The following is a 25,688-nucleotide window of genomic DNA, read 5'->3' as shown; positions in this document are numbered from 1 at the left end:
CTAACCAATTTGGGTACCAAATCGTTACTGAGTTGATCAATTAGTTTTTGTCGATCATTTTTCGGGGCTAAGGACACGCGCAAGTCCAAAGCAAAGGACGATAGGGAGGACCCCGAATATGCGAACCACATTCACCGCCATACTTCTTTCCGCCACCTTTCTGGGTGGCGCGTCGGCGCAGGCTCAGGAAGTCGATGCGGCTGCAGCTGAAGGGGCAGGCACCGAAATCATCGTGACTGCGCAGCGCCGCAGCGAAAGCATCCAGCGCGTGCCAGTCAGCGTGACGGCGCTTACGCAAGACACCCTAGCCTCGCAGAATCTGAATGATCTGACCCAGGTATCACGCGCTGCGCCTTCGTTGCAGATCGGCGTAGACAACTCCTTTGCCGTGCGCGGTGTGGGCACGCTTTCATTCGCCGGCACCATTGACAGCAGCGTGGCCGTGGCCATTGACGACGTCAACCTTGGCCGTCCGGTGCTGAATAGCCCGCTCCTCAACGACCTGGCGCGAGTCGAGGTGCTTAATGGGCCGCAAGGCCTGTTGTTCGGAAAGAACGCATCCGCCGGTCTTCTCAACATTGTCACGGCACGTCCGGTTCTGGGTGCTTATACCAGCGCAACGAATCTTGAATTGGCAATGCGAGATACTCCCGGTTCGGGCCGCAATGCCCCGGGCATCATTGCCCGGGAAACGCTTAACATCCCGATTTCCGACAATTCGGCGCTGCGCCTTGCTGGCCTCTATTCCTATCAGGAGCCGGGAACCACATACGTAGGTACGCCCAGTCCCGGAACGCGGCACGATCTCAATGCCACGAGCTATTCGTTGAAGGCCAAGTATCTTGCCGAGCTGACCGACAGCCTGACATTCTATGGCATTGCCGATTACAACGAAAGCCATGGCATCGCGGGTATTTTCGACAACAGCTATCGTCAGGTCGATGCGACCAGTACGAATAGTCCCGCGCTTGCGGCCGATGGCATTACGCCGGGAACGAAGAATCTTCTTTTCGGCGGTGACGCCGACCAGTTCAGGGATATTGAAACCGGTGGTGCGCAAGGTCAAGTGACCTATGCCTTCGATTCCGGCTTCGAGATCAGCAACCTCTTCGCATGGCGCTACTACGAGCAGGACCAATCGCTCGACGGCGATTATCTCTCGGCTGATGGTTTCAATACAAACGCATCACAGTCCAGTTACAATCAGTTCTCCAATGAATTGCGCGTGGCGCTTCCATCTGGAAATCGCCTGAGCGGTCAAGTTGGCCTCTACTGGTTCAAATCGACTCTTGACCTGTCCCGCCAGCTTGGCGGTAACAGCTACCTTCCGGCATTTGTACTGAGCGGCTATCCCTTCTGCGTAGGCGCGACACCGGTGCCGGGCGCAAATCCGCCGGTCTGTTCCGTCAACAATCAGTCGCAAGTTGGCGGTGATCGTGATTACTCCCTCGACACGGAGAGCTATGCCGCGTTCGGTCAGTTGACCTACGAAGTAATCGATGGCTTCAAGCTGATTGCCGGTGGACGCGTCACGCATGACAAGATCGATCTGGATCTGACACAAAACCAGGTCAATTATTTCCAGTCGATAGGTGGTCCGCGTGGACGCTTCGAGTCGCACTACAGCAACACCGATTTCAGCTGGAAGCTGGGGGCTCAGTTCCAGGCTACTCCGACGGTGATGCTGTACGGCTTCTACGGTCGCGGTTATAAAGGACCGGGGTTCAACGACAGCTTTCCCACTGCCGACGCGGATGTCGTAGTTCGCGAGGAAACTTCGAAGACTGCGGAAATCGGCGTTAAGTCGAGCTTCCTTGACCGGCGCCTGGTCGTGAACCTTTCAGCGTTCCATACAGACTTCAACAACTTTCAGGTTCAATCGTTCGACCCGAATTTGAGCACCTTTGTGGTGCAGAACGCCGCCAAGGTCGTTTCGAAGGGTATAGAAGCAAACGTCATTCTGGCTCCCTTCGAGGGCTTGACGATCAACGGCTCGGGATCCCTGCTTTCCTCGAAGTTCAAGGACTTCGTCGGTGCTCAATGCTATCCCACGCAGACCACTTACGGTTGCTCTGCCACTGTGAACGTATTCGATGCATCCGGCCTTACACTTCCGGCAGCACCGAAGTTCACATCCAGTCTGCAGGTTCGTTACGAGGTGCCGACCAGCGGATCGATCGTCCCATTCCTGCAGGGGAACTGGTACCACCGGTCCTCGATCAACTATCTCGTCAATCGCGCACCTGGAGCTGGTCTCGATGTGATCGACATCTTTGGGGCGAGCATTGGCGCCCGCATCGCCGATAATCTTCGCGTGTCGATTTTTTGCAAGAACTGCACCAACAAGATCAACCCGACGGCGATCGGCGTGGAATCGGGCGATGCCAATGCCCGCGACTCAAGAGGCGGGGCCACTCCAAAGCTGACCTACACGCAGCAATTTGGGCTGGATTCTGTGCGTACGGTCGGCTTGAACCTGGGCTTCGACTTCTGATGAAGAAGGGCCCGGGACCTCTGCTTGGAAAAACCTTGAACGCTATCAGCGGGGTTAATCGGCGTGAGGTCCTCATGGGCAGTGTGGCGTTGGGCCTCGCGGCAAACTCCCGACCGGCGATTGCCGGTCGGGAGGCTCCGAACGGGCGCAAGGGAACATTCCCGAGCGGCTTTCTTTGGGGTGCATCCACGGCGGGCCACCAGGTAGAGGGCAATAATCTCGCCAGTGATACCTGGGCTCTCGAGCACTTGAATCCGACGAATTTCACGGAACCTTCCGGTGATGCATGCGACAGTTTTCATCGCTGGCCACTCGACCTCGACATTGTACGGGACCTTGGTCTGAACTCCGTCCGTTTTTCGGTGGAATGGGCGCGGATCGAACCCGAAGCTGGCGAGTTCTCGGTGGCGATGCTCGACCATTACAAGGCCATGGTCGAGGGATGCCGTGAGCGTGGTTTGAAACCTTTGGTGAGTTTCAATCACTTCACTTGCCCTCGCTGGTTTGCCATGCGCGGCGGCTGGACCAACCCTGACGCTCCCTCGCTTTTTGCGCGCTACTGCGACCGGCTCGCCCGGCATTTGGGTGAAAGTATCGAGCGCGCCACGACACTTAACGAACCGAATCTGATGCTTCTGTTGCGCTACAAGCTGCCATCAGGCGTGTTTGCGAAAAACGATGTCGTTCAGGCCGCGGCGAGCAAGGCTTATGGCTCATCGACTTTCGTAAGCTCATTCATTGAGAATGAAGAGCAGTCGCATGCCGTGCAGCCGATCCTCATGGAGGCGCACCGCCAGGCGAAAGCGGCAATCAAGGCGGCGAGGTCCGATCTTCCTGTCGGGGTTACGCTGGCGATCGAAGACGATCAGCCATTCGGCGAGGGCAGCCAGATCGCCAAGAAGCGGGCCATGTGTTACGATGATTGGCTTCGCGTCGCTCGCGCGGATGACTTCATAGGCGTTCAGAACTACGAACGGGCCAGAATAGGTCCAGAGGGCCAGATGTCACCGCCTGCCGGCGCTGTCCTTACGGATCGCGGGGCCGAAATCTATCCGCCTTCGTTGGCCGGGGCCGTACGCTATGCCTGGTCACAGACGAAAGTACCCGTGCTGGTGACGGAACATGGCATCGGCACATCCGATGATCGCCAACGAGCCGGTTTCATTCCGGCGTCACTGCAACATCTTGCGGAAGCCATTGCGGAAGGTGTGCCGGTACTGGGCTATTGCCATTGGTCTTTGCTCGACAATTTCGAATGGATCTTCGGCTACACACCGAAGTTTGGACTGGTTGAAGTGAATAGAACGACCTTCGCCCGCACGCCAAAGCCCTCTGCGCATGTCCTGGCAGGCATTGCCCGAAAGAATGCAGTCTAAGCGCCGAATTTCACCAAGGATGCATCTGCAAATGATTAGAGAATTGAGAACACGATGAAAGATCTGAACACGCTGATCATTGGCGGTGGTATTGGCGGCCTTTCGGCTGCGATTGCGCTGCGCCGTGCGGGGCACGGTGTTACGGTGATCGAGAAGGACCCTGAGTGGTCGGTCTATGGGGTGGGCATCATCCAGCAGTCGAACGTGATCCGGGCGATGGACCAGTTGGGCGTTCTCGATGCCTTTCTCGGTGCTGCCTGCGGTTTCGATGCGGTCGAGATCTACCTGCCCGACGGGACGCGCGTGGCGCGGGTGCCGTCGCCGGCGCTGGTCGAAGGCAAGCCGGCCAATGTCGGCATCGGCCGGCGCGCGCTGCAGAAGGTCCTGGGCGACAGCGCCATGCAGCTTGGCGCCGAGATCCGCCTGGGCGTGGCGGCCGAGCGGTTCGACGACGACGGCGAAGGCGTGAACGTGAGGTTCAGCGACGGGCGTGAAGAGCGCTTCGACGTCGTGGTGGGGGCAGACGGGGTCTATTCGCAGACCCGCGAGGCGATCCTGCCCGATGCCGAGAAGCCGCAGTTCACGGGGCAGGCGGTGTGGCGCTACAACTTCCCGCGCCCGGCCGATCTCGATGCCCTGCATGTCTACAACGGTCCGATCGGATCCGGCCTCGTGCCGATGTCCGAAGAGCTGATGTACATGTACGTCACCACGCCCGAGCCGGACAATCCGTGGTATCCCACAGAGGGCATCGCCGCGGTCATGCGCTCCAAGCTCGCCCGGGCGGCTCCGCAGATCCGTGCGCTTGCCGAGCAGATCACCAGCGACGAAGGCGTCGTCTATCGTCCGCTCGAGGGGATGATGCTCTACGGCTCCTGGAGCAAGGGCCGCATCGCGCTGCTGGGCGATGCCGTCCATGCGACCACGCCGCACCTGGGCCAGGGCGCGGGCATGGCGATCGAGGACGCGCTGGTGCTGGCCGAGGAGCTGACGCGGGCCGATACGCCCGAAGCGGCCTTCGAGGCCTATCGCGACCGCCGTTTCGAGCGGTGCCGCTACATCGTCGAGAAGTCGCTCGAGATCTGCCACGGCCAGATCGGCAAGGGCCCGCCGGTCGACAATCACAAGGCTACTGCGGAGATGTTCGCGGTGGTTTCGCAGCCCATCTGATCAGTCAATCTTCAAGGATCAATCCCATGACCCGAGTAACCGAGATCCGCTTTGTCGGATATGGCGTCGAGGACTTCGATGCCGAACGCAAATTCTACACCGATGACTGGGGCCTCGTCGAAGTGCCCGGATCCGGCGACAAGGCCGACATGGCCTGGTTCAAGACCCAGGGACATGGCGAGCACCATGTCGTGCGCCTGCACAAGTCGGATGCCAACCACGTCGAGGTGATCGCCTTTGCCGCCGACAGCCGCGCCGATGTCGATGCGCTGTTCGGCAAGATCGAGGCGGCGGGCTGCAAGGTCATCTTCGCGCCCAGGGATCTGGATGCACCGGGCGGCGGCTATGGCTTCCGCTTCTTCAGCCCCGATGGCCTGCCCTTCGAGATCTCGGCCGGGGTCGAGACGCTCGAGGCCCGCGAACTCGAGCGCTGGGAAGGCGTGCCGCTCAAGATCAGCCACATCGTCCTGCACTCGCCCGACCACCAGGCGATGGTGAAGTTCTTCACCGACGTGCTGGGCTTCAGGATCTCCGACTGGCTCGGCGACTTCATGTGCTTCCTGCGCTGCAACGAGGCGCACCACCGCGTCGCCATCCTGCCCGGACCGCCGTGCCTCAACCACGTCGCCTACGACATGCCGAGCATCGACGACATGTTCCGCGGCGCGCATCGCCTCAAGCAGCACGGCACCGACATCCGCTGGGGTCCGGGCCGTCATACCGCGGGCAACAACACGTTCAGCTACTTCGTCACTCCGGGTGGTTTCGCGGTCGAGTACACCTCCGAGCTGGAAGTGGTCGACTTCGAGACGCACGAGTACAAGGTGCACAAGCCCGCGCCGATGGTCATGGACCAGTGGGGCATCGGCACCGGCGGCCCGCAGACGATGCCGCATCCGGCACCCGATGCGCGTCTGTTCCAGGCTTCGGAGTTCTGATCGATGGCCCTCTTCGAATATTTTCCGAACTACATCTGGAACCTGTCGGTCGCGATTGCGATGGAGAGCGGCGGCCGGATCGGCGAAGTCATCGACATGTGCAAGCCGATCAAGGATGCGGCCGATGCCGGGGCCGATGCGGGCACGCCCGCGTTCATGAAGCAGTGGGTGGCGATGGGCGACAAGCTCATCGAACTTGCCGCCGAGGACGAGGCGAGGGGCCGTCTGTTCTCCGCCTCGAACAAGCTGGAGCGCGCCGCGCTCTACATGTTCACCGGCGAGCGCATGCAGGGCCATGGCCATCCGGGCCGCAAGGAGACTTACGCCAAGGCCCGCGCGGCCTTCGACAAGTCGACGCAGATCGGCCGGATCAACCGCGAACGCGTCGAGATCCCGCTGGAGAAGGGCACGATGCCGGCGCTGTTCACCCGCGCGCCGGGCGAAGGGCGCAAGCCGGTGGTGGTCTTCTGCAACGGCCTCGATAGCTGCAAGGAGCTGCTCTACTGGACCCAGCTGCCCGAGCAGCTCGCCCGCCGCGGTATCTCGACGCTGTGCGTCGACCAGCCCGGCTCGGGCGAGACGCTGCGCCTGCAGGGCCTGCCGGTCGATCCGCATTCGGAAAGCTGGGCGAGCAAGGCAGTCGACTGGCTCGAGCAGCAGGACAACGTCGATCCCAGGGCGATCGGCATGACCGGCATCTCGCTGGGCGGCCACTTCGCGCCGCGGGCGGTGGCTTACGAGCCGCGTTTTGCCTCGGGCGCGGTCTGGGGGGCCAACCACAACTGGCGCGAAGTGCAGGACAAGCGCATGGCGCGCGAGGGCGAGAACCCGGTCCCGCACTACTGGGCCCACGTTCACTGGGCGTTCGGGGCCAAGGACCAGGAGGACTTCCTTGCCAAGTCGGAGGCGATGAACCTCAACGGCCACATGGACGGCATCAAGGTGCCGTTCCTGGTGACCCACGGGGCGAACGATCGCCAGATCAGCCCGCAGTACGCCGACGACCTCTACGACCAGCTCGTCAACTCGCCGCGCCGCGAGAAGGTGATCTTCACCGCGCGGGAAGGCGGCGTCGAGCACGTGGGCGCCGACAACATGAGCTATGGCCGCGATCTCCTCTCCGACTGGTTTGCCGAAACCCTCGGAGGCAAGACCGCCTGAACTTCAGCCCCGCAACGGGCTGACAAGGCCGGCGCATCGCCCGACCCCTCTCTCCTCCGGTCGGGTGATGCGCCGGTAGCACTTCACAGCAGCGCGCGTCTGGCGAGATGCGCGCGACAAGATGGGAACCCACGCCTATGGCCCGCCGCTTCGTCGACCTGTCGATCACCTTGTGCAACGATGTCATCACCGATCCGCCATTCCTGAAGCCGGAAATCACCTACCAGACGCATGGCGAGACGATGGGCGAGCTCGGGCACTTCTTCCCCGGGGTGACGGCCGAGCAGACTCCTGACGGTGCCGGCTTTGCAGCGGCGGAATGGGTGAAGCTGACCACACACAGCGGCACGCACCTCGATGCGCCCTGGCACTTCCACCCGACGCAGGACGGCGGCAAGCCTGCCCTGACGATCGACGAAGTCCCCCTCGAATGGTGCTTCCAGCCCGGCGTGAAGCTGGACTTCCGGCACTTCGAGGACGGCTACGTCGTCACCGCCAAGGACGTCGAGGACGAACTGGCGCGTATCGGCCATGAGCTCAAGCCGCTGGAGATCGTCGTCGTCAATACCGCGGCGGGCAAGGCGCTGGGCGATCCCGACTACGTCAGCCGCGGTTGCGGCATGGGCTACGAGGCGACGATGTACCTCACCGAACGCGGCGTGCGCGTGACCGGCACCGATGCCTGGTCGTGGGATGCCCCCTTCGTGCACACCGCCAGGAAGGTGGAGGAAACCGGCGATACCTCGCTGATCTGGGAAGGGCACAAGGCGGGCCGCGACATCGGCTACTGCCACATCGAAAAGCTGCACAACCTGGAAGTGCTGCCCGCCGACGGCTTCACGATCTCGTGCTTCCCGCACAAGATCAAGGGCGCCTCGGCAGGCTGGATCCGCGCCGTCGCCATTTTCGAGGACTGAGCCGCATGCGTCTGGCCACGATAGCGGGCGCCACGCCCGACGGAACCCTTGTCGTCGTCTCGCAGGACGGGCGCCGCATGCTTGCGGCCGGCCCGCAGATGCCGAACCTGCTTGGCGCCATGGAGCGCTGGGACGCGCTCCAGCCGCACCTTGCCGCGCTGGCCCGGCGTCTCGAGGCCGGGGAGGGCGAGCCGCTCGATCCCGGGGCCCTGCGCGCGCCGCTGCCGCGCACCTGGCAGTGGCTCGACGGTTCGGCCTTCGGCACCCATGGCGACCTGATGCAGATCGCCTTCAAGTTGCCGCCGATCGAGACCGACAGGCCGCTCATGTACCAGGGGATCTCGGACCGCTTCTACGGTCCGGGCGATCCGGTTCCCTTCCCCGATCCGGCGGACGGCATCGACTTCGAGGGCGAGTTCGGCGTGATCGTCGATGCCGTGCCGATGGGTACGACGGCAGAAGAAGCGATGAAGCACATCCGGCTTGTCGTGCAGATCAACGACTGGTCGCTGCGCACGATCGCGCCGGTCGAGATGAAGACCGGCTTCGGCTGGGTCCAGGCCAAGCCGGCCTGTTCGATGGCGCCTTTTGCGGTAACACCCGAAGCGCTCGGCGATGCCTGGCAGGACGGGCGCGTGTGCCTCGATCTCGTGATCGAATGGAACGGCAAGGCCTTCGGCCACGCCAATGGCGCGGCGATGGACTTCGGCTTCCACGAACTGGTCGCCCATGCCGCGCGAACCCGCGACCTTGTCGCCGGGACCGTGATCGGCTCGGGAACGGTCTCGAACCCCAACTATGCCGAAGTGGGATCGAGCTGCATCTCCGAAGTACGCGCCATCGAGATGATCGCCGGGGGCAAACCGTCGACCGCCTTCATGGGCTACGGCGACACCATCCGCATGGAAGCCCGCGCCAAAGACGGCCTCGCACCCTTCGGCGCCATCGACCAGCGCGTGGCCAAACCCGCCACGCGCTGATTACCTACGGTTCCCGAATATCACCGCCCTGGGAGGCGAGCGGCTTCAAGGGCGAGGAGCCTTGCCGCTCGTATCGAAGAAAAACAGTTGCTCTCTGGCCGGCCATGGCGCCGGGTGAAGATCGTCTGCGATCATCATGAGTTGGGGCGCGCTGGCATCGAACGGGGGGAACTCCGCACTCGGGACGTCCGGCGTCCCGGTGCGCGCAAAGGCGATCAGGGCATTGACCATCTTTTCGCTGATCCGCCGATCGTTGGCAGTCCAGTCGCGGGTGTGACGGAAGCGGTTGAAGCTATCGAGTGTGCCGAGCCAGAAAGGAACTTCCGAGGTATGATAGGCGCCTGCCTTGACCGGATCGAGGTCGGAGAATGTGACGCCTGCAGCAAAGGAATGGGGGTGGGCAAACTCGTAGGAATAAACCGGCGCGTGACCGTAGGTCTGCTGCAACGCGGCCCATGAGAACATGCCCAGTGCGACGGTATTGTCCCGGTCCGCGAGGCGGGCCTGTGCTTTTGCCTCCGCGTCGTTCGCAGCCGGGAACAGCTCGAGAAACCTTTCCGCGCGATCGCCGTAGAGCGACCTTGCCTTGGCTCGATATTCGTCCAGCCCGCTTATGGGCCCCATGCCGCCAAGCGCTTCATCGCGCGTGAAGCCGACCAGCAATGGTACGTCAGCCTGTTCGCCGCTCCTGAAGATCTCGGGAATTGGCCCGGGAAGCACATATCCGTCTATCGCCGGGCCTGTGCTTGGGCCCCCCGGCACACGCGGCACGATAAGGCGATCGGCGGGCATCGCTCGCAGTTGCGACAGGCTGGTAGCTTTCCAGCCCGCTTCGAGTTTGCTCCCGGCAGTCTCGGCATCCGTCCGGGACGGCAAGGTGATTGCCCCTGCGATCATCGCGCCGCTCATGCCGACTGCGCGCTGGAACAAGCCCTTGGCCAGCGGGCTGGCCTGGAGCGCAAGCACGGACATCGATCCCGCCGACTGGCCGATGATCGTGATGTTGTCTGGATCGCCGCCGAATGCCGCAATGTTGCGCTTGATCCATCCGAGTGCGGCGATCTGGTCGAGAAGGCCGTAGTTACCCGAGGTGCCTTGCGGGGACTCGGCGCTGAGCTCCGGAAGGGCAAGGAAACCCAGCGGTCCTACCCGGTAATTCAAATTGACGAAAACCGCGCCGTGCCGGGCGATGGTCTCTCCGTCGTAGATCGGAAAGCTTCCTGCCCCGGTATAGAACGCCCCGCCATGAATATAAACAATAACCGGGGCACGCCTGGTGCCCGGCCTGGCCCAGACATTGAGGTACAGACAGTCTTCGGACATTGTTTCCGCGCCGGCATATGAGTTCGCCGTTGCATCGCGCAGCGGTTGGAAGCACTGGGCCCCGAATTCCCTGGCTGACCGAATGTCAGACCACTCCGGAGCAGGTTGGGGTGCGCGCCAGCGTAAGTCACGGACTGGAGGTGCAGCATAGGGAATGCCCAGATACGCGCGAATGCCAGAGGGAAGAACCTTCCCGGACAGCGTGCCGCCCTGTGTATGGACGATGGCTGCAGACGGCGGAGCGTCGACAGTAGCGGCGGCCGAGGCGGCGGTGGGGCCCAAGAGTAGTCCTGCGACTATCTTGATGAGGTGTAGAGCGCGCATCGCTTCGATCTCCCGGTAAGCATTCGAGTTTTGTGAGGGCTGCATATTTCGTCGTTCGCGCTTGACTTTAGCGTGTCATCATCCAGATTGGCCAGACCAAAAATTCAGATCGGATTGGAAGAGTGTATGCCGTTCCGTAAGGTCGACCGTCGGTCGGTCATTCGCGATGGGATTGCCGGAATCACCGGAGCATCCGCGATGCTCCGCGCGCCCGGGGCGCTGGCCGAGGCGATGGGCCCGACCGCTGGTTCGCGCCCCAATCTGATTTTGTTCATGACGGACGAATGCCGTGCTGACGCACTTTCGAGCTATGGCAATCCTGTCTGCAAGACACCGAACTTCGACCTTCTTGCCCGACAGGGGACGCGATTTGCGGATTGTCACGTCCAGTACCCGGTATGCGGCGCTTCACGATGCAGCCTGCTGACCGGATTGCCGGTGGCGAACACCGGTCATCGCAGTTTGTATTACTTCATCCGGCCCGACGAACCGAACATGCTCCGGTATCTCAAGGAATCGGGATACGACACATATCTTATCGGCAAGAACGACGCCCTGGCGGAGGCAAGCTTCCCGTTGAGCCTGACGAACTGGCTGGATTTCCCGTGGCGAGGCGGGGGAGGCCATACGCGGTTCGATCTTGACGCGCCGAATACGATGCTGGTCGATGCCAAGCCCGATCCACGGCAGACCAATGATTACAAGTTGCTGCAGTCGGCTATCCAGATACTCGAGCGGCGTCAGCAGGATCGGCCATTCTGCATTTTCCTGGCAATCGGCTCGCCGCATCCGCCCTATTTTGCACCACAGGGCTTTGCAGACATGTACAAGCCGGATGATCTGCCCGATTTGGCGCCTCCGGGCTTGTCGAAGAAGCCGATCTTTCATGAGGTCGTACGGAAAGGGTATCACCTCGACGAGGTCGGTGACGCCGTGTTCCGGCAAGTGCGTGCCACTTATTACGGACAGGTGAGCTATGCCGATTGGCTGCTCGGTCAGCTGATGGAAGCATTGGAAAGGACAGGGCGTTCGCGTGACACCGTTCTGGTCGCGAGTTCTGACCATGGTGATTATGCCGGCGATTATGGAATGGTCGAAAAATGGCCGGGCGGCCTGGAGAGCTGCCTGACGCGGGTTCCATTGGTGATCCGTATGCCGGGGGGCGCTGAGGGCCATGTCGTTCCAGAAATGACCGAACTCTACGATATCATGCCGACTTTCCTTGATCTCGGCGCAGTGAGGCCCAAGCAAGCGATCTTTGCGCGTAGCCTGTTGCCGCAACTCGGCGGCGCAAAGGGCGATCCGGAACGAGCCGCTTACACCGAATCCGGCTACGATACATTCGAACCGCAAGCATTCGAACCTCGGATGAAAGGGCCGCCGAACATCTACACGGCCAAGCACGAAATTCAGAACGATTTCCCGCAGACAGTTACGCGCGCGGCGGCAATCACCACTCCGGCCTACAAGCTTGTCTCCCGTCCGAATGGGCAGTCTGAGCTTTACGATCGCAAGAAGGATCCTGCCGAACTCGTCAACCTGATCGACGATCGCCGGTATGCACGCACCCGAGAAGCTCTCACGCACAAGTTGCTGGACCGGTATATCTCGACGACCGGCGTGCCTCCGGTGGAACGGGACTCACGCGAGGTGCCTCCCGATCCACCGATGCCGCAATTCGACAACGCAGCTTCGGTGGAATGACAGGTCCGCAGTTCGCGCTCCAGCATGGCATCCGTATCGCTGGATTATCGCTGGATTTGGTCTGGCGATTTGCCGATCATTGAGCGTCGATCGCAGCAACTTCATTTGATGCATCACTCGGGGCGCGTGCGATGTAATTGCTGATTGCGCGCCGGCCCAGCATTGCGCAACGGATGGAAAATGCAATCGCCCTGTGCCGTCTTGCCGGGTTCGAACATCCCAGCACATTTCAATCCTCACACGCTTCCTGAGCCATTCAGAGTTCCGGCATGCGCTCTGCGCCGGGGAGGCGGACCTGACATCATGGCTGATTCAAAATAAAAGGGGCCGACGCGGTAGTGCGCCGGCCCCCTGGGCATTTCTCGAATGTCGAAGAAAGGCGTCAGCGATCCCCACCAAAACCGAAGCGCAGCTTCAGCCCGACATAGCGGCCGTAATTGCGGGGCACCTGCTGCACGATCGCCGTTCCGGTGTAGCCATTGTCCGAGTAGTCGGTGAGCACTGCGGCATAGGACTTGTCGAACAGGTTGTTGACGAACAGCGAGACTTCCCAGTTGCGGTTCTCGGTCTCGCGCAGGCCGATGGTGGCGTTGGCTATGCCGTATGCTTTCTGTTCGGTAAGCGGATTACCGTCGAGCGCGAAGTTCACATCGTCCTGCCAGACGTAGTTGGCTGACGTGAAAATGCTGATCGGCGAACTGCCGAGCGGCGTTTCGAAGTTGCCGCCGATGTTGTACTTGAACTTCGGCGAGTTGGCCAAGTTGGCGCCGGCAAGGTTCTGCGAACCGCCGACGCAGCCTTGTACCGCCGTCTGGCCCGGATAGCAGGTCGCGTTCGGGAACTGGCGGATTTTTGCATCGACATAGGCTGCCGAGGCGAAAAGCGAGAGGCCGTTGACGGGACGCAGCGTACCTTCGAACTCGATGCCCTTCGTGCGCAGCTTGCCGACATTGCGAAGCACCGGCTGGATCGCGCCTCCGACAAATTCGACGTTCTGGGCCTGGAAATCGTCATAATCGGTCCAGAAGCCGGTGAGCCCGAACGAACCGCGATTATCCCAGAAGCGGCCCTTCACACCGACCTCGTAAGCAACCGAATTCTCCGGCTTGACGAGATTATCGATGCGCGACTGATTGAATCCCGAAGAGATATCGTAGGCCTGGCCCTTGTAGCCGGTCGCAATCGACGCATAGGTCATCACTTCGTCGGTTATGAAGTGCTGCAGGGACGCCTTGCCAGTGAGAGCTGTATCCTTGGCTTGGCCCTGATAGATGATCGGGGTGGCCGGGATGTTATCGCGGTAGAACACGCCAACCTTCTCATTGTTGATGCGTCCGCCAACGGTGAGCTTGGTCTTGTCCGACAGATCGTAGCCGAGCTGCGCAAAGGCCGCGAGGGTCCGCGTTGAAGCGGTCGAGTCCCAATTGCGGCGCAGGAACGTCAAGAATGCAGCCGTATCGCGGGCGAACTGGCGATCCGTCTCGCCGTCGGCGTAGTAGAGACCGACAAGATAATCGAACGGACCGGTGTCGGCCGAAGTCAGGCGGAGTTCCTGAGCGAACTGCTTCGCATGGTAAGGGCCGCCCTGACGAATGACGAACGACGGAGTGAAATCGAAGTCGGACGAGGTGTCCAGCTTCCAGTCCTGGTAACTGCTGACCGAGGTCAACGAAGCAAAACCGAGATCGAGGCCGATCTTGGCCGACGCCATCCACTGCTCCGTGTTCGAGAGCTGGTCGTCGTTGACTGTGACTTCGGTGTTGGCGATGCCGGGGACCACCCCGCCCAGGTTGATCGGACGACCGTTCTGAAGCGTGCCGGGAGCGACGTAATAGTAGGTTGGCTGATTGCCGGTGGATTTTGTGTTGCTGTAGTCACCGATCAACTGGACCGAGAGAATGCCGCTGTCGTACTTGACCTTGCCCCGTACACCGTAGCTTTCTTCGCCATTGAGCCAAGTGTCGTTCGTCAGGTTGCGGATGTAGCCCTTGCGGTCGCCGTAGAAGGCGTTGATGCGAAAGCCTGCGCTGTCGCCAATGGGGCCCGACAGGTTGCCGTTTACGCGAACTTCGTTGTCATCGGTCATCAGCCCTTCGACGAAGCCGCTGAGGTTGTTCGTCGGATCCTTGGTCACGATGTTGATCACGCCTGCCGAGGCGTTCTTGCCGAACAGCGAATCCTGCGGACCGCGCAGCACTTCGATGCGGGCGATGTCGTTGAGTTTGCCGAACGCCTGACCCTGCTGGAGCAGAGCGACATCATCCACGACAATCGAAACCGACGGCTCGACGCTGGTCGAGAACGAGAGAGTGCCGATGCCGCGAAGCGATACGGTCGAGGACGCGGAGTTGCCCGCGCTCGCCACTGTGACCGACGGGGCGACATTGGTGATGTCAGTGAAGTCCTTGACCTGTGCCGCGTCGAGCGTCTTTTCGCTGATCGCAGAGACAGCGGCCGGGACTTGGAGAATATCCTGTGAGCGCTTTTGCGCTGTAACGATGATGACGCCGGCGTCCTGACCGGCATCGGCTGCGTCAGGCGAACCAGCGTCCTGAGCCTGAGCAGGCGCGGCGACCAGTAGCCCGGCAAGAGTGCCGGCCACGATGGCGCGACGTCCAGCGGTCGCGCTGAAAATTGCAGAATGCCTCACGAAGTCTTCTCCCTACGAACCTTGAAGCGGTCGACTGGCCGATTAGCGTATTTTGGTAAGACCAGTCAAGCCGGTAGCTTTGGTGTGGGCTCGGAAATGACCTGATTGTAACTTCAAGATCCGTGCTCCCTTGTCCTCCTGTAGCTTGCCGTCGGCTACAAGAAGGAAAAGCCGGGCAGGATCTGATGAGTTCACGATTCGACCAGTCGTCGATCGCGGGCCGCGATCCCGGTCTGGCCCAGGATTGCGGCACGAGCCCCCACCTGCGGCTGCCGATCGGTGCAAGAATGGCGATATTTGGCAAGTGCGTGACCTAATGGCGAGCGCAGTGCGCAGTGATTGCGCTGGCTTTTTATTTTTGTATGGCTCGCTGGCGAATCCCGGGGCGGATTTCTATGTTAGATTGACCTCGCCTTATTGGTCTGGCAATCATGCTAATTGGTAAGGGATATGGAAGCGTGATGGCTGAGGGTATGAAGGAACGGCTCTATCAGGATCTTGCGCGCGAACTGCTCGTTGACCTGGTAGAAGGCAAATACCGCGTCGGCGACCGTCTGCCAGCCGAGCGAGAGCTGTCTGCGCTTCACAACGTAAGCCGGCCCACGGTGCGCGAAGCAATCATTGCACTGGAAGTTCAGGGCCTTGTCGAAGTGCGCGTCGGCTCGGGCGCCTATGTAGTCCGGTTACCGGGCGACGAGGAGAAGCCTGGCTTCAACATCTCCGCCTTCGAACTTACCGAGGCACGCCTGTTGGTCGAGTCCGAATGCGCCGCGCTCGCAGCCGCGCAGATCACGGATGAGGAACTGGCCGGCCTGGAAAGGCTGGTCAAGGAAATCGCGCAGGAAAACCTGGACCCCAAGGGCACCGAAAGAGCTGATCGCCAGTTCCACGTCACACTCGCAGCAGCAACCCGCAACGCTGCACTGATAGAGATCGTGGAGCGCCTGTGGAATTTGCGGGCCACGTCGCCCGAAGCCTCCTTGCTTCACGAAAAGGCCCGCAGTGCCAACATAAAGCCCGTCGTGGATGAACACACCGCGGTCCTCGATGCCCTGCGCGCCCGGGATCCTCGCGCTGCCCGCGCGGCGATGCGGGCGCACCTGACCACTGTTCTCGACAGCCTGCTTTTCGCCACCGAAGAACGTGCGGTGGAGGAGGCCCGGCGCGCGGTCGCTGCCAAGCGTGAGCGCTATGCGCGGGCGACATCGTGATAATGCTTGCGACATGACATTGCGCTGAGCCACGCGATCGGTTTCGCTTCGTCAGGGGGAAGTGCCGATAAAGGCCAGGCATCATCGCGGCCCGCTCTGCCCAGCTTTCCGTCGGTGCTCGATCAGCTTTCCTGCGCTTTCTCCTGAAGTCTGGACAGGAGCCACTGAAGCCCGGCGTCCCGATCTCTGGTTGAGTGAAACTGCGCCATCTCTTCCATCGTTGACATGGGGAACGGTAGCGGCGCGATAGCCAAGGGCAGGTGCCGGGCGAATTTTTGCGCAAGGCGTTCCTGCAATACGGCCACCCGGCTGGAATTCGGCAGGATCCAGGGAACGGCAGCGAAGGTCGGCGCGATTACCTCGATTCTTCGCTGCAGCCCAAGCGCCCGCATCTGCTCCTCTGCGAACGGCACTGTCCGGTTCGGCCCAAATTCCACGCAGACTTGCGGTGCAGCAAGAAAGTCTTCCAGCTTCACTTCCTTCGAGAATATCGGATTTTCATTCCAGCCCACGATGACGTGCTGCTCTTCGAAGATGGCGATGGCCGGGTGTTCGGGGGTTACAAAGTGGCGGGGCGTCAGAAGTAGATCCACTTCTGCTCGCTCGAGCTGCTTGATTACATTGGGCTCCAATGGATTGGCCTGGATCCTGATGTTTGGAGCCTCGGCCTGCAAGGATGCGATGAACGATGCCAGTAGGGTGGTGAAGATATAGTCCGATCCCATCACGACAAACTTCCGGTCCGAAGTGGCAGGATCGAAGCTGGCCGAGGTGGCAATCAAACGCTCCGCATCTGCCAGGACCTCGCGGACAAGGGGCCTTATGCTCAAGGCATGAGCAGTGGGAAACATGGTTCTTCCGCGCTGCTGCAGCAATTCATCGTTGAAGTACTCCCTTAACTTGGCAAGCGCCGCACTTGTCGCGGGTTGGCTAAGGTTAAGGCGCCTGGAGGCGGCGGTTACGCTGCGTTCGGCCAGGAGAGTCTCAAGAACAAGCAGAAGATTGAGGTCGAGCCCCTTGAAGCGCATAACATTCCCATCAGATTTTCAAATGAGATATCATAGAAAAAAGCAATTTTGCAAATTGATTGCTTGGTGCGAATGACCAGCAGGCAAGTGAACGAGTCGAAGAACGGTACAGGAGGGGGACAAGGTGGGGAGCGCATGCCTGTTGGGAATCGCCCCGAAATCCATGACCTGATCAGTCTCGACCGCCCGCAAATCGCGCCGGTCCGCCGCAGATGGCAACGGCGCCTTCTCAAATCCATGCATCGAATCTGGCCAGGGAGACCTGCTTCTCCGGCGGCATAGTTGAAAAAACAAACTGATAATGGGGAGTGAAAAATGCTCAAGATCACAATCGGAACATTGCTGGCCGGGGTTGCCCTGGCTCCGCACCTGGTGCTGGCTCAATCCGCCGAAGCTCAAGTGGCAGAGCAATCGGCTGGCAATGAAGGTGGTCTCGAGGAGATCATCGTTACCGCTCAACGCCGGGAGGAGACCCTGCAGAAAGTGGCGGTGGCGGTGAGCGCCGTTACCGGAGACCAGCTTGTAAAGTCGGGCATTACCGAAACGTCAAACCTCGGCAAGTTGGTGCCGGCGCTGGTTGTCCAGCCTACGGGCGGAACGACAAGTTTCTTCCTTCGCGGCGTCGGCACGAATTCGCAGAACAGTTTTTCTGAGAATGCAATCGCCTTTAATTTCAACGGCGTCTATGTCGGCCGTCCGACTGCGCCCGCCGGGGTTTTCTATGATCTCGAGCGCGTCGAAGTGGTGAAGGGACCGCAGGGCACGCTATATGGCCGCAACGCCACAGGCGGCGCGATCAATGTCCTTCCCAAGAAGCCGCAATTGGGCACGCTGGGCTTCGAAGGGCTGGTGGAATACGGAAACTACGACAGCAAGAAGGGGTTCGCGGCGGTCAATCTGCCGTTCGGCGAAACGGTCGCGCTCCGGGTTGCAGGCCAGATCGTCGACCGCGACGGCTACCTTTCCGATGGCTACGACGACGACAAAGGCGAGGCAGCGCGTGCATCGCTGCTGATCAAGCCTTCGGATCAATGGTCAATCACTTTCGTCGGCGATTACTACAACCAGCATGGCAAGGGTTCCGGAGCGGTCCTTTTGCCCAATCCGGATTTTGCGGTTCCCCCTGTCGATGATCGCATTGGGCTGTCGGATCCTCTGGCAATCGCCGCCATCAATGGTTTTGCCGATACGCGTTTTGCGCCGCCCTTCTGCGTCGGGGGTTTCATCGCCAGTGGCTGCATCGAGAACGCCAAGGGTGATGGTTATCTCAACAACAAGTTCTACGGGCTGAGCGCGCAGGTCGAAGGAGACATGGGCTTCGGCAAGCTGACAATCATTCCAGCCTGGCGCCGTTCCGAAGCCGATTTCCGCACATATCTTCCCGGGTTCCTCGGCGAGATCCAGGACAATGCCGACCAGATGTCGCTGGAAGCGCGCCTGACTTCGTCAGCGCAGGGCAGATTGCGCTACGTTGCCGGTGCATTCTTCTATAATGAAGAGCAGGAGACGCTGAACTACTTCCGCCAGGGCCGCCTTTCCACGACCCGCTTTTCGCCGCGCCTCAAGACGCAGAGCATCGCTGCCTTCGGCCAGCTGACCTTCGATCTCAGCTATGCTTTCCGCGTAGTTGCGGGCGGGCGCTATACCCATGAGGAAAAGTCACAGCTCACCGCATCGGTATCGGGCGGGCTTCCCGGCCCGATCGATCCGCCGCTTGGCGCGCCGTTTACCGGTAGCCTGACCTTCAACAAGTTCACCTGGAAGGCAGGCGTCGAATTTGACGCAGGTCCGGCATCGCTGCTGTATGCAAATGTTGCCACAGGCTTCAAGTCGGGCGGGTTCTACGTTGCTTCGCCGCCGAATAACGTTTTCGCTCCCGAGACGCTGACCGCTTACACCATTGGGTCGAAGAACCGTTTCTTCGGCAACAAGGTGCAGCTCAACGTGGAAGCGTTCTACTGGGACTACAAGGACCAGCAAGTGACCTTCGTGGGCGGCGTGAAAACGGGTGACGGCCTCTTCGCTCAAGGCTCTCTCACGACCAACGCGGGACAGTCGCGCATATATGGCGCCGAAGTCGAGATGCGCTTTGCGCCTACGCGCCACGATCAGTTCAGCGCCAACGTCCAGTATCTCAACGGCAAATACAACAGTCTGCAGACGGCTAACTTCTCGCCAACCGGCGCGCCCGTTTCGACGGGATGCACGGTCACCGGTACGCGGCTGGCGAACCCCGGGGTGAACGGGGCGCGGTTCTTCGACATCGATTGCTCGGGCAAGCCAACCGTCAATTCGCCGCGCTGGTCGGCCAATGTCGGATACGAGCATACATTCGATCTGGGCGGTGACATGGAACTTATTGCCGGCCTGCGGTCCAACATCGAGAGCAGCCGATTCCTGAATGCGAATTTCCGCGACGTGGAAAAGCAGGGCGCGTTCATGATGTCCGACGCATACCTCACGCTCGAAGGGCCGGAAGGCCGCTGGACCGTCACCGCGTTCATCAACAACATCGAAGATGAAGAAGTTCTTGCTCGCGCAGGTTCACGCCCGATCCTTGACTTCCCGATCGGAACTCTTCGTCCGCCGCGCACTTACGGCGCTCGTTTGGGCTTCAAGCTTTAAGGGATTGGATGTGATGATGAAGGTATCGCTGCGTGCGCTGGCGCCACTGGCATTTCTTGCGCTGGCACACACGGGGGAAGCGGCCACTGTAACTCCGGGAGCCACCAGCTTCATCACCTTGGGGACGATGGGTGGTCCGGTACCGGATGGCCAGCGTTCCCAACCCGCGAATGCCATCGTACGCGGTGACCGGGTCTATCTCGTCGATGCCGGGGATGGCGCGACAGAACAGCTGGCGCGGGCAGGAATGAACCTGCCCGCGGTTCGCGCAGTCTTCATCAGTCATCTCCATATCGATCACGTCGGTGGCCTGGCCGCTGTGATCGGCTTGAGGCTTCAGACCGAAACCGGCGGAGTGCTGCAGATCTATGGCCCGCCCGGAACGCGGGAATTCGTCGGCGGCATTGTGGCTTCGCTGCAGCCGTCGGCAAAGGCTGGCTATGGCCTTCCCGGACGAGTCTGGGCGCCGCCGGCCAATACCGTGAATGTTACCGAATTGCGGGATGGTGAGATGATCACTGTCGATGACATGACCGTGAAGGTCGTTCAGAACACGCATTATGATTTTGCACCGGGGAGTTCGGACGAGCGGAACTACAAATCCTATTCCTATCGCTTCGACATGCCGGGCAAGTCTATCCTCTACACCGGCGATACCGGTCCCAGCGAAGCGGTCGAGAAGCTCGCAGCCGGAGTTGACCTGCTTGTCAGCGAGATGATCGACATGGATTCGACGCTGGCGCGCATGGCCAAGGTTGCCCCCGATATGCCAGCGAGCATCAAAGAAAACATGGTGCGGCATCTTACCACGCATCACCTGACGCCGCAGGAAGTCGGCCGGCTTGCCGCCAGGGCGCACGCCAAGGCGCTCGTCGTGACCCATTTCGCCGGGGGCCTTTCGGGACCGGAGCAGGTTGGAAGGAATGTGGAAGCGGTCAAAAAGGAATATGCCGGACCGGTTACCATAGCCAATGATCTGGACCGCTTCTGAGGTCCGACCGGACTGTGACAGGCAACCGCCAGGTGCACCTTCGATCGTTGCATGGCCGCGCGCCAGCATGCGCGCGGCACACTGACATATGTGCCTTGCCGAAAGCCTGAAGCGCCCCGGCAGCTTCATGGCGGCGATGCCCGCACGATTGGCCCTCACGATTGCATTCGCCATGAACATGAGGGATGGGTGAAGGGGCTGCGTATAGCTCGGCAAGCAGAAGTATTTCAGGATATCACGCCATGGACGATGTTGACCGGTTCATAGCCCAATTGCGCGATGAACCCGTGCCTGCCGGACTTGGCGCTATCGAGGGCCCGGTCATGGCCGGGCTGTTCGCAGCGCGCGAGCGGTTGGTGGCTCGCCGCGGCATCGTGCTCGCCTGTGCGGTTGCGGGGGTGATCGGGTTGTGGGGCGGGCTTGCATTGCCGGGCGCGCCTTCCGTGCACGAAGATCCGCTGCTTGGCCTGCCCGCGGCCGCGCCTTCGCACTTGCTGGTTTCCTGATCGTGGCAGGTCTGCGCGGCTACGTTCTGGCATTTGTCCTCGCATTCCTCGCTGCGCTGGTTGCCCTCATGATCGGGCAGAAGCTGCGGGCGGGCGACAATCACGAGAGCCGGCTGCATGCCGTGCTTCATGAGGAACTCGATCTCGATAAGGCGCAGGAAGCGCAGATTGATCGGCTCGAGAGCGAATTTGCTGAAAGACGCAAGCTGCTCGACGGGCGTTTGCGGCAGGCCAACGCGCAACTGGCACAGGCGATAGAGCGCGAGCATACGTATGGTCCGGCAGTGGAGAGGGCAGTCGACCAGTCGCACATGGCCATGGGCGAATTGCAGAAGGCGACGCTTCGGCACGTCTTTTCCATGCGCGCTGTGCTCCGGCCAGATCAGGCGAGGCGTTTCGATTCCGCTGTTGCCCATGCCCTGACCACGCCGCCAGAGGAATGATCCGGCGTGTCCGGGCAAGGGCGGCAAACCGGTAGAATGGCGGTCGGGGATGGCGATGATGCATCGGCGGCGGTCGCCGCGCTTGCCGGTCGCCAGTCGGGCTTCGATACCCTCATGAAGCGGCACCGCGAGGCGGTTTTCCGCTTCGTGCGCGGCCTTACCGGTAATGAAAGCGATGCGCTCGACATTACGCAGGAATGCTTTGTCGCTGCGTTCCTTGCCCTTGGCCGCTATGACCGCACGCGCCCGTTTCGTGCATGGATCCTGCGCATCGCGCGCAACAAGTGCCATGACTGGGCCCGTCGGCGAACGGTTCGCCGCTTCTTTTCCTTTGCCGTGCCGCTCGACGATGCGTCCGATATTGCCGACCCCGAGGAGAACCCGGAAGAGGCTCTTTCATCGCGTCGGGGGGTGGAGAGAATCCACGAGGCGATTGCCAGCTTGCCGGCCAGCCTCAAGGAACCGCTGCTGCTCTGTTCTCTGGAAGACATGACGCAGGATGAGGCTGCCGAAGTTCTAGGCATCAGCCGCAAGGCGGTGGAAACCCGCATTTATCGAGCCCGCCAGAAATTGTCGCACCTGCTTGAGGGGTAAGCGCCGGATCTGCGTATTATCGGCGATGACTGCTCTCGATCCCTTCAACCGTCGCCGTTTTCTCGCCTTGTCCGGCATGCTTGCCGGGGGGCTCGGGCTTTCCGCAGTGACTCCCGCCTGGGCACGCAGCGGTACGCCGGGTACGGCAGGTTTCGGTACGCTCTCGGGCGATTCCATTACTCTGCAGATCGGCGAGAGCCATTTTGCGACGGGCGGTCGCTCGGCCCATGCGATTACCGTCAACGGTACCCTGCCCGCACCGCTCCTGCGGCTTCGCGAAGGCCAGACCGTGCGTCTTGCCGTGACCAATACCTTGCGCGAACAAAGTTCGATCCACTGGCACGGCCTGTTGCTTCCCTTCCAGATGGATGGCGTGCCCGGCGTCAGCTTCCCCGGCATCGATCCCGGCGAGACCTTCGTCTACGAGTTCCCGATCGTCCATTCCGGTACGTTCTGGTACCATAGTCATTCCGGGATGCAGGAAGCGGTCGGGCTTTATGGCCCTATCGTCATCGACCCGGCCGGTCCCGATCCGATCGGCTATGACCGGGAGCACGTCCTGGTTCTGTCGGACTGGAGCCCGATGCATCCGCATGAGCAGCTGCGTCGTCTCAAGATGATGGGCGGCTACTTCAACCGCCAGAAGCAGACTCTTGCGGGGTTGCTGGCCGGCAAGGACCAGAGCCTTGCCGAGCGTCTGGAATGGGCGCAGATGCGAATGGATGCGACCGACATCTCGGACGTTACCGGCTCTACCTACAGTTTCCTGATCAATGGCCATGGCACGCCGGAGAACTGGACGGGCTTGTTCAAACCCGGCGAAAAGGTCCGGCTGCGGGTGATCAATGCCTCGGCCATGACCAACTTCAACTTTCGCGTCCCGGGCCTTGCGCTCAAGGTCGTCGCGGCCGATGGCAACCATGTCCAGCCCTTCGAAACCGACGAAGTGCAGATTGCGATTGCCGAGACGTACGACTTCATCGTCGAGCCGGGCGAGGCGGAGAGTTACGCGATCGTCGCCGAGGCCATCGACCGTTCCGGGCTCGTACGCGCCTCATTGGCGCAGCGGCCCGGGCTGGTGGCGCCGGTTCCTCCACTGCGGGAGAGGCCGCTTCTTACCATGCGCGACATGGGCATGGACATGTCCGGGATGGACATGGGCGAGGGCGGCGTGATCGACCTCAGCAAGCCTGCCAACGAATCGATGGACGGACACTCCATGTCGATGCGCGATCCCTCGGTTGCGCCCGGCGTGAAGATGGGGCCTGGGGTGGCCACGCTTTCGCCGATGCCGGTCGACCGGCTTGCGGACCGGCCGACCGGGCTCGAAGACGTCGACCACCGCGTTCTGACTTATGCGGACCTGCGCGCGCTCGATCCCAATCCCGATCCGCGTACGCCGAGCCGCGAGATCGACGTCCATCTTACGGCAAACATGGAACGCTACATGTGGTCGATGGACGGCGAGGCGCTTTCGGAAGGTCCTGACCCAATTCCGTTCCGGCTCAATGAACGGGTTCGCGTTAACCTCATCAATGATACGATGATGCCGCATCCGATCCACCTGCACGGTCACTTTTTCGAACTGGTCAGCGGTGAGCCCGGGCACCGGGTGCGCAAACATACCGTCAATGTGCTGCCGGGCGGGAAGGCGTCGTTCGATTTGACGGCGGACGGGGAGGGCGACTGGGCCTTCCACTGCCACATGTTGCTGCACATGCATTCCGGGATGATGCGCATCGTCACGGTCCGTGACGAGGGAGCGGACGCATGATCGCCCGTTTTTCAGTTCGCGTGGCAGCTTCGGCATCGCTGCTCGTCATGGCCATGCTCGTGCCGGACGTGGCTGCTTCGCAGGAGCAGGACGCCCCCATGGACCACTCGCAGATGGATCATGGGAGCATGGATCATTCCATGCATGGTTCCATGGACGATCAGAACGGCATGGATATGCCGATGGACGACAGCGAGGCCATGCCCGCTGGCGACCACACTATGCATGATGGGCAGGACATGCCGATGGACATGTCCAGCGGCGAGGATCATTCGGCCCATGCCGGTCATGTCATGTCCGCCCCGCAAGTCGCCGATCAGCCGGGCAAGGCGCCTCCTCCTGCGGTGCCGACCGATCACTCCGCGGATCGCTTTTTCCCGCAGGACCGAATGCAGTCGGCGCGCGATGCGCTGTTGAAACATTCCGCCTTCTCCACGCTCGCGCTTCAGGTCGATCGTCTTGAATATCGCATGAAGGACGGCAAGGACGGTTACGGCTGGGAAGGGGAAGCCTGGTATGGCGGCGACATTGACCGGTTTGTCGTCGCCAGCGAAGGGGAGGGCACCTTCGGGGAAGCAGCCGAGCGGATCGAGGTTGCGGCCTATTGGCGTCATGCTCTCGATCCCTGGTTCAACCTGCAGGTAGGCGCACGGCAGGATTTCCGTCCCGATACACAGCGCACTTACGCGTTGCTCGGCATTCAGGGGCTGGCACCGTACTGGTTCGAAGTCGAGGGACAGTTGCTCGTTTCCAACAAGGGCGACGTCCACGCCAGGGGCAAGGCTTCCTATGACCAGCGGCTGACCCAGGTGCTGGTGCTCGAGCCTGAAGCAGAATTCGACGTTGCGTTTCAGGACGTGCCGGAAATCGGCGTCGGGGCTGGTTTCGAACGGGTCGAGGTGGGCGCGCGGCTGCGCTACGATGCCAACCGTTCGCTCGCGCCGTACATCGGGGTGAACTGGGAACGCAAGCTGGGCAAGACGGCGCGCCTGTCGCGCGCGGCGGGCGAGGGCGCCTCGGATGTTTCGGCTGTGGTCGGAATACGCGCCATGTTCTGAGCGGCTACGGCTTCGACCAGCTTAACGGAGACGCCGCCGTAGTTGCGGGCCCCGACCAGAAGAAGAACTGCACCGCGTAGTTCGACTTCGGCATGAACATCTGGGGCGAAGCGAGCGCCAAGGCACAGGGGACCTTCAAGGTGGCCGTCCGCCTGACCGGTGACAAGGAAAGCTTCAGCGCTGCTTCGCGTCACGCGCCTTGTCTGTGGTGGACGGTTTTCAGATCCTGGCAGTGAGGTAAGCGAGGCACATGTTGCCGAGTTCGGTTTTGAGCTCGTTCCAGTCCTGCTGGTGCACGGCTTCGCCTGTGGATCCGAGGCTGAGTTGCCTTGCGAGTGTGGCGAAGATGATCTGGTAGGCGGCGTTGGCCTTTTTCTGGCAGTCGTTGCCGCTGAACTCGCTCGATATTCGAGCATGGCCT

General features: G+C 61.2%; 20 protein-coding genes. 17 read left to right on the top strand and 3 right to left on the bottom strand.

All coding sequences use genetic code 11. From position 1 onward, the window contains the following. Nucleotides 1-118 precede the first annotated feature (118 nt). The 7 genes from PP1Y_RS03090 to PP1Y_RS03060 all read left to right on the top strand — a co-directional run bounded on the left by PP1Y_RS03090 (nucleotide 119) and on the right by PP1Y_RS03060 (nucleotide 9,036). Nucleotides 119-2,494: a TonB-dependent receptor gene (locus tag PP1Y_RS03090; protein WP_013836638.1), complete on the top strand. Its 2,376-nt coding sequence runs from the start codon at nucleotides 119-121 to the stop codon at nucleotides 2,492-2,494. Continuing rightward, on the top strand, nucleotides 2,494-3,870 hold the full coding sequence (locus tag PP1Y_RS03085; RefSeq protein WP_013836637.1) for a glycoside hydrolase family 1 protein: 1,377 nt from the start codon (nucleotides 2,494-2,496) through the stop codon (nucleotides 3,868-3,870). Before PP1Y_RS03090 ends, PP1Y_RS03085 begins: the two co-directional genes overlap by 1 nt. A 54-nt stretch (nucleotides 3,871-3,924) precedes the next feature. Beyond that, complete coding sequence (locus tag PP1Y_RS03080; protein WP_013836617.1) at nucleotides 3,925-5,040, top strand: FAD-dependent oxidoreductase; 1,116 nt, start codon at nucleotides 3,925-3,927, stop codon at nucleotides 5,038-5,040. Nucleotides 5,041-5,066: 26 nt separating this feature from the next. Next, nucleotides 5,067-5,978 carry a VOC family protein gene (locus PP1Y_RS03075; RefSeq protein ID WP_013836616.1) on the top strand — a complete coding sequence of 304 codons (912 nt, stop codon included), beginning with the start codon at nucleotides 5,067-5,069 and terminating at the stop codon, nucleotides 5,976-5,978. A gap of 3 nt (nucleotides 5,979-5,981) precedes the next feature. Further along, nucleotides 5,982-7,139, top strand: coding sequence for a S9 family peptidase (locus PP1Y_RS03070; RefSeq protein WP_013836615.1), 1,158 nt, complete (start codon nucleotides 5,982-5,984; stop codon nucleotides 7,137-7,139). Between the two features lie 137 nt (nucleotides 7,140-7,276). After that, the gene (locus PP1Y_RS03065; protein WP_013836614.1) at nucleotides 7,277-8,056 is read left to right on the top strand and encodes a cyclase family protein; all 780 of its coding nucleotides are present in this window, start codon (nucleotides 7,277-7,279) and stop codon (nucleotides 8,054-8,056) included. A 5-nt stretch (nucleotides 8,057-8,061) separates the two neighbouring features. Continuing rightward, complete coding sequence (locus PP1Y_RS03060; RefSeq protein ID WP_013836613.1) at nucleotides 8,062-9,036, top strand: fumarylacetoacetate hydrolase family protein; 975 nt, start codon at nucleotides 8,062-8,064, stop codon at nucleotides 9,034-9,036. Between the two features lie 45 nt (nucleotides 9,037-9,081). Here PP1Y_RS03060 and PP1Y_RS03055 read toward each other — a convergent pair whose 3' ends face one another. Further along, the gene (locus PP1Y_RS03055) at nucleotides 9,082-10,683 is read right to left on the bottom strand and encodes a carboxylesterase/lipase family protein (protein ID WP_013836636.1); all 1,602 of its coding nucleotides are present in this window, start codon (nucleotides 10,681-10,683) and stop codon (nucleotides 9,082-9,084) included. 126 nt (nucleotides 10,684-10,809) lie between these two features. Between PP1Y_RS03055 and PP1Y_RS03050 the strand changes: the two genes are divergently transcribed. Further along, on the top strand, nucleotides 10,810-12,387 hold the full coding sequence (locus tag PP1Y_RS03050; protein ID WP_041558296.1) for a sulfatase-like hydrolase/transferase: 1,578 nt from the start codon (nucleotides 10,810-10,812) through the stop codon (nucleotides 12,385-12,387). Between the two features lie 382 nt (nucleotides 12,388-12,769). On the opposite strand, the gene PP1Y_RS03045 is transcribed toward PP1Y_RS03050, so the two are convergent. Beyond that, nucleotides 12,770-15,037 (bottom strand): TonB-dependent receptor, encoded by a 2,268-nt coding sequence (locus PP1Y_RS03045; RefSeq protein WP_148274802.1) that lies wholly within the window; start codon nucleotides 15,035-15,037, stop codon nucleotides 12,770-12,772. Nucleotides 15,038-15,222: 185 nt separating this feature from the next. On the opposite strand from PP1Y_RS03045, the gene PP1Y_RS26460 reads away from it, so the two are divergent. Further along, on the top strand, nucleotides 15,223-15,354 hold the full coding sequence (locus tag PP1Y_RS26460; protein ID WP_255327350.1) for a hypothetical protein: 132 nt from the start codon (nucleotides 15,223-15,225) through the stop codon (nucleotides 15,352-15,354). Between the two features lie 144 nt (nucleotides 15,355-15,498). Then, nucleotides 15,499-16,248: a FadR/GntR family transcriptional regulator gene (locus PP1Y_RS03040; protein WP_041558294.1), complete on the top strand. Its 750-nt coding sequence runs from the start codon at nucleotides 15,499-15,501 to the stop codon at nucleotides 16,246-16,248. Nucleotides 16,249-16,370: 122 nt separating this feature from the next. Here the strand turns inward: PP1Y_RS03040 and PP1Y_RS03035 are convergent, their stop codons facing one another. Beyond that, on the bottom strand, nucleotides 16,371-17,276 hold the full coding sequence (locus PP1Y_RS03035; protein WP_013836632.1) for a LysR family transcriptional regulator: 906 nt from the start codon (nucleotides 17,274-17,276) through the stop codon (nucleotides 16,371-16,373). A gap of 315 nt (nucleotides 17,277-17,591) precedes the next feature. On the opposite strand from PP1Y_RS03035, the gene PP1Y_RS03030 reads away from it, so the two are divergent. The 7 genes from PP1Y_RS03030 to PP1Y_RS03000 all read left to right on the top strand — a co-directional run bounded on the left by PP1Y_RS03030 (nucleotide 17,592) and on the right by PP1Y_RS03000 (nucleotide 25,267). Next, complete coding sequence (locus PP1Y_RS03030) at nucleotides 17,592-19,901, top strand: TonB-dependent receptor (protein WP_013836631.1); 2,310 nt, start codon at nucleotides 17,592-17,594, stop codon at nucleotides 19,899-19,901. A 13-nt stretch (nucleotides 19,902-19,914) separates the two neighbouring features. After that, entirely contained in the window at nucleotides 19,915-20,892 is a 978-nt protein-coding gene (locus tag PP1Y_RS03025; RefSeq protein ID WP_232512325.1) for an MBL fold metallo-hydrolase, read from the top strand. A 242-nt stretch (nucleotides 20,893-21,134) separates the two neighbouring features. Continuing rightward, on the top strand, nucleotides 21,135-21,398 hold the full coding sequence (locus PP1Y_RS03020) for a hypothetical protein (RefSeq protein ID WP_041558292.1): 264 nt from the start codon (nucleotides 21,135-21,137) through the stop codon (nucleotides 21,396-21,398). A 2-nt stretch (nucleotides 21,399-21,400) separates the two neighbouring features. Next, entirely contained in the window at nucleotides 21,401-21,841 is a 441-nt protein-coding gene (locus PP1Y_RS03015; protein WP_232512323.1) for a periplasmic heavy metal sensor, read from the top strand. Between the two features lie 36 nt (nucleotides 21,842-21,877). Then, a complete protein-coding gene (locus PP1Y_RS03010) occupies nucleotides 21,878-22,435 on the top strand; it encodes an RNA polymerase sigma factor (protein ID WP_013836628.1) in 558 nt (185 codons plus the stop codon). Nucleotides 22,436-22,460: 25 nt separating this feature from the next. After that, nucleotides 22,461-24,209, top strand: coding sequence for a copper resistance system multicopper oxidase (locus PP1Y_RS03005; protein WP_041558290.1), 1,749 nt, complete (start codon nucleotides 22,461-22,463; stop codon nucleotides 24,207-24,209). Beyond that, entirely contained in the window at nucleotides 24,206-25,267 is a 1,062-nt protein-coding gene (locus PP1Y_RS03000; RefSeq protein WP_232512321.1) for a copper resistance protein B, read from the top strand. Before PP1Y_RS03005 ends, PP1Y_RS03000 begins: the two co-directional genes overlap by 4 nt. The last annotated feature ends 421 nt before the right edge of the window (nucleotides 25,268-25,688 follow it).

The sequence above is a fragment of the Novosphingobium sp. PP1Y genome, from assembly GCF_000253255.1.
In the GTDB taxonomy this organism is placed as follows: domain Bacteria; phylum Pseudomonadota; class Alphaproteobacteria; order Sphingomonadales; family Sphingomonadaceae; genus Novosphingobium.
This window is presented reverse-complemented; position numbering and strand designations above follow the sequence as displayed.

Bases quoted from the DNA above. Each gene is read 5' to 3' on its own strand.
- PP1Y_RS03065 (WP_013836614.1), top strand. From the start codon at position 7,277: ATGGCCCGCCGCTTCGTCGACCTGTCGATCACCTTGTGCAACGATGTC.
- PP1Y_RS03025 (WP_232512325.1), top strand. From the start codon at position 19,915: ATGATGAAGGTATCGCTGCGTGCGCTGGCGCCACTGGCATTTCTTGCG.
- PP1Y_RS03055 (WP_013836636.1), bottom strand. From the start codon at position 10,683: ATGCGCGCTCTACACCTCATCAAGATAGTCGCAGGACTACTCTTGGGC.
- PP1Y_RS03035 (WP_013836632.1), bottom strand. From the start codon at position 17,276: ATGCGCTTCAAGGGGCTCGACCTCAATCTTCTGCTTGTTCTTGAGACT.
- PP1Y_RS03080 (WP_013836617.1), top strand. From the start codon at position 3,925: ATGAAAGATCTGAACACGCTGATCATTGGCGGTGGTATTGGCGGCCTT.
- PP1Y_RS03060 (WP_013836613.1), top strand. From the start codon at position 8,062: ATGCGTCTGGCCACGATAGCGGGCGCCACGCCCGACGGAACCCTTGTC.
- PP1Y_RS03005 (WP_041558290.1), top strand. From the start codon at position 22,461: ATGACTGCTCTCGATCCCTTCAACCGTCGCCGTTTTCTCGCCTTGTCC.
- PP1Y_RS03070 (WP_013836615.1), top strand. From the start codon at position 5,982: ATGGCCCTCTTCGAATATTTTCCGAACTACATCTGGAACCTGTCGGTC.
- PP1Y_RS26460 (WP_255327350.1), top strand. From the start codon at position 15,223: ATGAGTTCACGATTCGACCAGTCGTCGATCGCGGGCCGCGATCCCGGT.
- PP1Y_RS03010 (WP_013836628.1), top strand. From the start codon at position 21,878: ATGGCGGTCGGGGATGGCGATGATGCATCGGCGGCGGTCGCCGCGCTT.
- PP1Y_RS03085 (WP_013836637.1), top strand. From the start codon at position 2,494: ATGAAGAAGGGCCCGGGACCTCTGCTTGGAAAAACCTTGAACGCTATC.
- PP1Y_RS03030 (WP_013836631.1), top strand. From the start codon at position 17,592: ATGCTCAAGATCACAATCGGAACATTGCTGGCCGGGGTTGCCCTGGCT.
- PP1Y_RS03050 (WP_041558296.1), top strand. From the start codon at position 10,810: ATGCCGTTCCGTAAGGTCGACCGTCGGTCGGTCATTCGCGATGGGATT.
- PP1Y_RS03075 (WP_013836616.1), top strand. From the start codon at position 5,067: ATGACCCGAGTAACCGAGATCCGCTTTGTCGGATATGGCGTCGAGGAC.
- PP1Y_RS03090 (WP_013836638.1), top strand. From the start codon at position 119: ATGCGAACCACATTCACCGCCATACTTCTTTCCGCCACCTTTCTGGGT.
- PP1Y_RS03040 (WP_041558294.1), top strand. From the start codon at position 15,499: ATGGCTGAGGGTATGAAGGAACGGCTCTATCAGGATCTTGCGCGCGAA.
- PP1Y_RS03020 (WP_041558292.1), top strand. From the start codon at position 21,135: ATGGACGATGTTGACCGGTTCATAGCCCAATTGCGCGATGAACCCGTG.
- PP1Y_RS03000 (WP_232512321.1), top strand. From the start codon at position 24,206: ATGATCGCCCGTTTTTCAGTTCGCGTGGCAGCTTCGGCATCGCTGCTC.